The organism is Thermocladium sp. ECH_B (assembly GCA_001516585.1).
GTDB lineage: Archaea > Thermoproteota > Thermoprotei > Thermoproteales > Thermocladiaceae > Thermocladium.
Genome location: LOBW01000016.1, coordinates 25,208 through 31,207, shown reverse-complemented (window position 1 = coordinate 31,207; position 6,000 = coordinate 25,208). Strand labels below are relative to the sequence as shown.

Below are 6,000 nucleotides of genomic sequence, written 5' to 3'. Positions count from 1 at the left end.
TCTCTTCCCGCTTATTCTCATGAAGCTGAGAACGCTATTCACCTCATCATTAACTGGGATTGCTTGCAGGGAGTAAACCGATCCTCGGGACTCCTCCGCAGCGGCGGCAAGCCCACATGAACTACTTATCCTCAACGTTACGAGATACATATAATGTAGACTTTCCTTGATCTTTTTAAAACTGACTACTTCACTATCTATAATAGATGCAGCGATAATATGACAAAGCGATCCCCGCTTAGGACAAAGGATCCATGCCTCAACCCGTTAGGTTTACCTATATTGCGCCTATGCTTCGCATCATGATTATATCCTCATCGCCGTATCCCAGCTCCCTTAATATGGTTTCCGTATCCTCCCCTAATTGCGGCGGGTCCTTGCTGCTGATGGATAACTCGTTCTCTATGGGTAGGAAAGGCACCCTTAATTGCTTGCCCTCGTAATTTACGTTAATCATCTTCATGGATGCGTGGGGATCATTAAGTAGATCCCATGGAGTGTTAAGCACGGCGTAACTTATGCCGGCATCCCTCAGCGTCTTGATCATCCAATTCAATTCGTGTTTAGCTACTTCTCGTGAAATCAATGGTATTAATTCGCCTCTATGCTCATACCTAGACTCATTGGTGGCGTAGAGGGGGGAATCACATACCTCTAGCCTGAATATTTCACAGAACTTCAGCCACTGAGAGTCTGTGGTCACGGCTATGAAGATCTTCTTATTATCAAGGGTCTCGAAGAAGTCGTATATGGCCCACGCGAATCCAGACTCATTAAGTGGAAGCAGCGGCTCCCCTCCCCTGGCTTGATATGAAGCTATGTGCTGCCCCATGAGGAACATCGCTGCCTCGAACAGCCCCACCTCTATGAAGCTTCCCCTACCGGTCTCTCGCCGCTTCAATAAGGCATGTAGGATCCCTATTACGCCCATCATTGCGGCCGCCATATCCACAATGGAGGCCCCCAGCCTCATTGGTTTCCCCCTCAATCCATTCATGTACGCCACCCCAGACTCCACCTCTATTGGGTAATCCAATGCGTTTCTATCCTCATACGGTCCAGAACCGTATCCCTTTATGGATAAGTACACTAATCCCTCATTAGCCTCGCTAAGAGATTCATAGCTGAGCCCTAATCTACTCATTGTGCCTCTACCCAAATTATCTATAATGACGTCGGCCCTCTTCGCTAACTTAATGAATGCCTCCCTCCCCTCCCTAATCTTTAGATTCAGCGTCATGCTTCTCTTGCCCCTATTGAAGAATGCGAAGTTACCCTTGCTGGGCCCCGTGAAGTGCCTAGCCACGTCTCCACGCCCCGGCTGCTCTATCTTTATTACGTTAAATCCAAGATCGGCGAGCATTAATCCAGCGGTGGGTCCAGCCACTATTTGCCCCACCTCAAGCGCCAGAGGCTTCTCAAGCACTGCGCCTCACCTCGTTAAGCATGTCAAGCACTTGCTCGACTTTGATTGTTCTACCTGTCTTTACGGCTAAGTCCTTAACTCTCCTCGCGAGTTCCGCTGCCTCCTCATCGCTCACATCTATTCCAGACTCCCTCATTACTCGTTTAATAATTGATTTACCGACATACACATTAAGCGAGTAATTATTCTCCTTGAATACCTCCGAGTAGGATGCATGGGTTCCAGCGGTTTGCGTGGATACATGTGAGCCAAATATGGGGAAATTATCGCGGAAGTGCTGTATGCCGGCCTTCTCCACTATTAATTTACTTAAATAGTCATATGCCTCCCTCAGTGCATCCATGTTTATCTCCACCTTGTATCCCTCCATTCTAAGTATTGCGCAAACCACGGCTAGATCGGCTATACCATTCCTCTCCCCAATGCCAAATATGGTCGTATCCACGTAGTCCGCGCCCTGCTTTACCGCGGTAATTGAGTTAAGCACTGCTGCCCCGGCATCATTATGGAAATGAACGGCCACGGGTATATTTATCGACTTCTTAACATCCTGCACGGCCCTAGCCACGAATGAGGGAGAGGCATTGCCCAGTGAATCGGCTAATTGAATTCTATCAACGCCTATATCCATTAATTTCTTCGCCATCTTAATCAAGCCATCCAGTGAGTAGGCAGTCACGTTAGTTATGCTGACCTCTATGAATGATTTTCCGCGTCCATACTTATTCACCGCGTACCTCACAGCATCCAGCGCCTTTTCAGCGGCTGTTGGTTCAAACGGTATGTAAGTGCCTATTCCTCCCCCAGCGATGGCGGCAGTATCTAGATCGGATGGAACCGCCCGCCCCAGGCCTATAACCCTATCAAAGTACTTGCCCTCCACTATTCTCCTAGTCACCTCTATCTCTGAGTAATGAGCGGATGGGTGCGACACTATTGCCTCCTTAACTCCAGCCGCGCTTATTTTCTTGGCTAGCTCCAGTTTCTCCTCTATGGTGAATGATATGCCGGGCGACTGTAATCCCTCCCTTAATGTGTCATCTATTATCATTGCTCCTCTATATATAATGGAGAAATAAATCATTTTTTAACAAGTTTCAATGGGGAATGATTACTTGCTTAGATTCTCTAGCTGGATCTGGGATGCGCGTGGGCCCAGTATGGCCACATCTATGAAGACGATTATGGCCATTACTAGCACCACTGCATACATGGCTCCAGGCCCATAGGACTGAAGCACTAGTGGTAATGCAGTTAACCAAATATAATTGCCAAGCCTGCTAAGGGAGTATTGAACGCCATCTGCGAATGCGCGTATCCTGGTTGGATATAATTCAGCTCCATATTGATGAAATGCGTTCGAGAATATGTTGGATAGGAAGCCAAACAAGAAGCCCGTGGCCACTGCCTCTAAGGGAGTTATGGCGTATCCAAACGCTAATCCATCGATGCCCATCAGTAACATCACGAGGGCGGTTTGCCATTTCCTATCGAACTTGACGCTATCTATGACGAATATGGAGGCCACTGAGGACAGGAAGTAGGATGTGTATATTATGAAGGTGTACTCAAGGGTCTTAACTATGGTGAAGCCCTTAGCGTAGAGAACGCTGGGCGCGAGGGACGCGAATCCATAATAAACGCCTGCCTGGAGGAACTCGAATATCCAAAGCATTATGGTTCTCTTCCTGTATTCCCCACTAAATAATTCACTGAACGGTATTCTCTTGCTCTCCACCACCTCCAGCCTCGGTGGTTCCGGCAGCTCGCCTTTTTCCCTCCTAGCGATGCTCTCCATCTTGGCTACTATGGCATCCGCCTCCGCCTTTCGTCCATGAACCTCAAGCCACCTGGGGGATTCCGGGATTAGGAACCTGAACGGTAAAACAAGCAGTATGCCTAGGCCTCCTATTATGAATAACCATTGCCAGCCATATAATCCACCGTATTTATAGGGAAGCAGTACATAAGCCAATCCAGCCACAACTATGGGCGCTAACCAAGCTATGGTGTATGCGGTGGATAATGCTCTTCCCCTGAATTTTGCCGGGAAGAACTCGGTGCTAAGTATATCTATTACAATTAATGCTTCAGGGCCAATGCCGAGCCCGGCGATGAATCGCAGCGCTCCAAGCGTAACTATGTTTGGAGCAAACGGCGTAGCTAGGTAAGCCAAACTCATTAGTGTTAAGTTGAATAGGAGGGCTGTTCGTCGTCCCCATGCATCCCCGATAATTGTGAACACTATGGCGCCTATGAATGCCCCCAAGAAGAGCACCGCCACGGTATAGTATATGGAGGCGGCTATTGATACATGGAAGTACTTAGATATTGGCACAGCCGCGAAGCCTCCTAGGAATAAGTCGTATAGCTCGAAGAATTCCCCTATTGAGAGTAGAATGACGAGCCTAGTATAGAAGGAGTTCCATGGTATACGTTCAATCCTACCTGCTATGGTGTATCCAGTATCTTTTTGCATTTGTAAATAAATACTTGCTATCTTAAATATTTTTATTTAACACGTTTTATGTTGAAACAAAAATTAACTATTGCAAAACTCATTAATGCCTCTTCCCAATCATGGATTTAACCCACGGCCACACCCCGCCGCCAAGCATTATTTCCTTAATGAATTCAGGCAATGGAGAGAACGGGAAGGTTTCCCCCTTAATCCTAATGACTCCCTCCTCTACATCTATCTCGGCCCCCACATCTAGGGACAATATGTATGTTCCCACTCCCTTGGCCCCGCCGCTCTTTAATAGTGAATGCACATAATCAATAGCGCTTGGAGCTATAAAGAGCGGGAGTCCAATATTAACGGCGTTCCTATAGAATATGCGGGCGAAGCTCTTGGCAATAATTGCATAAATACCAGCGGCTTTTAGGCCCATTGCTGCTTGTTCCCTGGAGGAGCCGCTGCCGAAGTTCTTCCCAGCAATCAATATATCTCCCCGGGTAATCCGCTTATGGAAATCCGGCTCAACCCCCTCAAATAAGTGCTCAACTATGTAGTTCGGGTCAATTGATGTTAGGTACCTTGCCGGTATTATTACATCAGTATCCACATTATCTCCAGCTAAGTGAATGGTTCCCCTAATTATCATGTAGATCACTCCTGCCCCCAATTAATTATCTTACCTGGATGAGTTATTTCCCCGGTCACTGCTGCTGCCGCCGCCACATATGCATTAGCCAAGTACACGCTTGCCTTTGGGGAGCCCATTCTTCCAATGAAGTTCCTATTAATTGTGGCGACGGCGGTTTCCCCATCGCCTAGGAGCCCCATGTGAAGCCCGGCACATGCACCGCACGTGGGCGGCGAAATCACTGCGCCGGCATTAATGAATACATCAATTAATCCCTCACGTAGCGCCTCTACATATATGCCTCGAGTCGCCGGCACTATTATTAGCCGAGTCCCCTTAGCTACTCGTCGCCCCCTCAATACTGATGCTGCTTGCCTCAAATCGGTTAATGTTCCATTAGCGCAATTGCCAATATAGACCTCATCCACGTGTATCCCCTCAGCCTCGCTCACCGGCACTGCATTGCTTGGAGTATGAGGCTTCGCAACCATGGGCTCTAATCGCGATGCATCATATATCCATTCCTCCACGTACCGGGCATCGGGGTCAGGCTTAACGTATTGATGTTTATCGGAACCAAGCTTGGTCTTCGCCCATTCCTTAATAGCATCATTTGCCTCGATGATGCAGGTCTTGGCTCCAGCCTCCACTGACATGTTGCAGATAGCCATATATTCATCTATGTTGAACCCCAGTAACCCGCTTCCCATGAACTCCATTGATTGGTAATTAGCGCCATCAACCCCTATATCCCTAATAATTGTTAGAATCAAGTCCTTTCCTGTAGTGAATGGGGCTCTTTGCCCCACCACAGTGAACTTCTGTGCTTCAGGCACCTTTAACCAAAGGAGATCAAGAGCCATGGTTACCGCAATATCGGTTGCCCCAAAGCCTGAACCGAAGGCATTGAATGCTCCATAGGTAACGGTATGGGAATCTCCCCCAGCCACTAGGTAACCCGGCTTAATGAGGTTCCTCTCGGGCAGCAAGGTGTGTTCTATTCCCTCCCCCACATCAAATAATTTTATTGATTCCTTCCCCGCAAATAGCCTCATTGCTTTATTATTCTGAGCCGCCATTATTGTGGGAGGGGGAGATAAGTGATCCAGCACGATCACTACCTTGCTTGGCATAGCTATATTAACTTCATGGTTTTCGAGTTGCTTTATGGCGAGGGGTCCACTTATATCATTCAACAAGACTAGGTCTGGGCTGGCTAATACGAAGTCGCCCGCCTTAACCTTATATGAATTAGTGTGAGTGGCCAGCACCTTCTCAGCCATAGTCATGCCCATGCTTTATAATATTTATTACAAATTTTTAAGGCATTTTCAAACAAGTTAAAACAAAGGATAATAATACTCTAAGTAAGATTTATAAGTAAGTTAATACTATATAAATAATGTTTCTGACATATAGACTCATGGCAATGAGTCTGCTATGCTAGGCACAAGCATTATCCAAATGCTGTGTCTGGGGACAATG

5 protein-coding genes are annotated in these 6,000 nt (G+C 47.2%); all 5 read right to left on the bottom strand.

Features of this window, described 5'->3' with window-relative positions:
* Positions 1-277: 277 nt before the first annotated feature.
* A complete protein-coding gene (locus tag AT710_03430; GenBank protein KUO92452.1) occupies positions 278-1,426 on the bottom strand; it encodes a carnitine dehydratase in 1,149 nt (382 codons plus the stop codon).
* Positions 1,419-2,477 carry a hypothetical protein gene (locus AT710_03425; GenBank protein ID KUO92451.1) on the bottom strand — a complete coding sequence of 353 codons (1,059 nt, stop codon included), beginning with the start codon at positions 2,475-2,477 and terminating at the stop codon, positions 1,419-1,421. The genes AT710_03430 and AT710_03425 overlap by 8 nt, the downstream gene beginning before the upstream one ends.
* A 60-nt stretch (positions 2,478-2,537) precedes the next feature.
* Entirely contained in the window at positions 2,538-3,905 is a 1,368-nt protein-coding gene (locus AT710_03420) for an MFS transporter (GenBank protein KUO92450.1), read from the bottom strand.
* An 82-nt stretch (positions 3,906-3,987) separates the two neighbouring features.
* Positions 3,988-4,533, bottom strand: coding sequence for a hypothetical protein (locus tag AT710_03415; protein ID KUO92449.1), 546 nt, complete (start codon positions 4,531-4,533; stop codon positions 3,988-3,990).
* 5 nt (positions 4,534-4,538) lie between these two features.
* Positions 4,539-5,810 (bottom strand): hypothetical protein, encoded by a 1,272-nt coding sequence (locus AT710_03410; GenBank protein ID KUO92448.1) that lies wholly within the window; start codon positions 5,808-5,810, stop codon positions 4,539-4,541.
* Between the last annotated feature and the right edge of the window lie 190 nt (positions 5,811-6,000).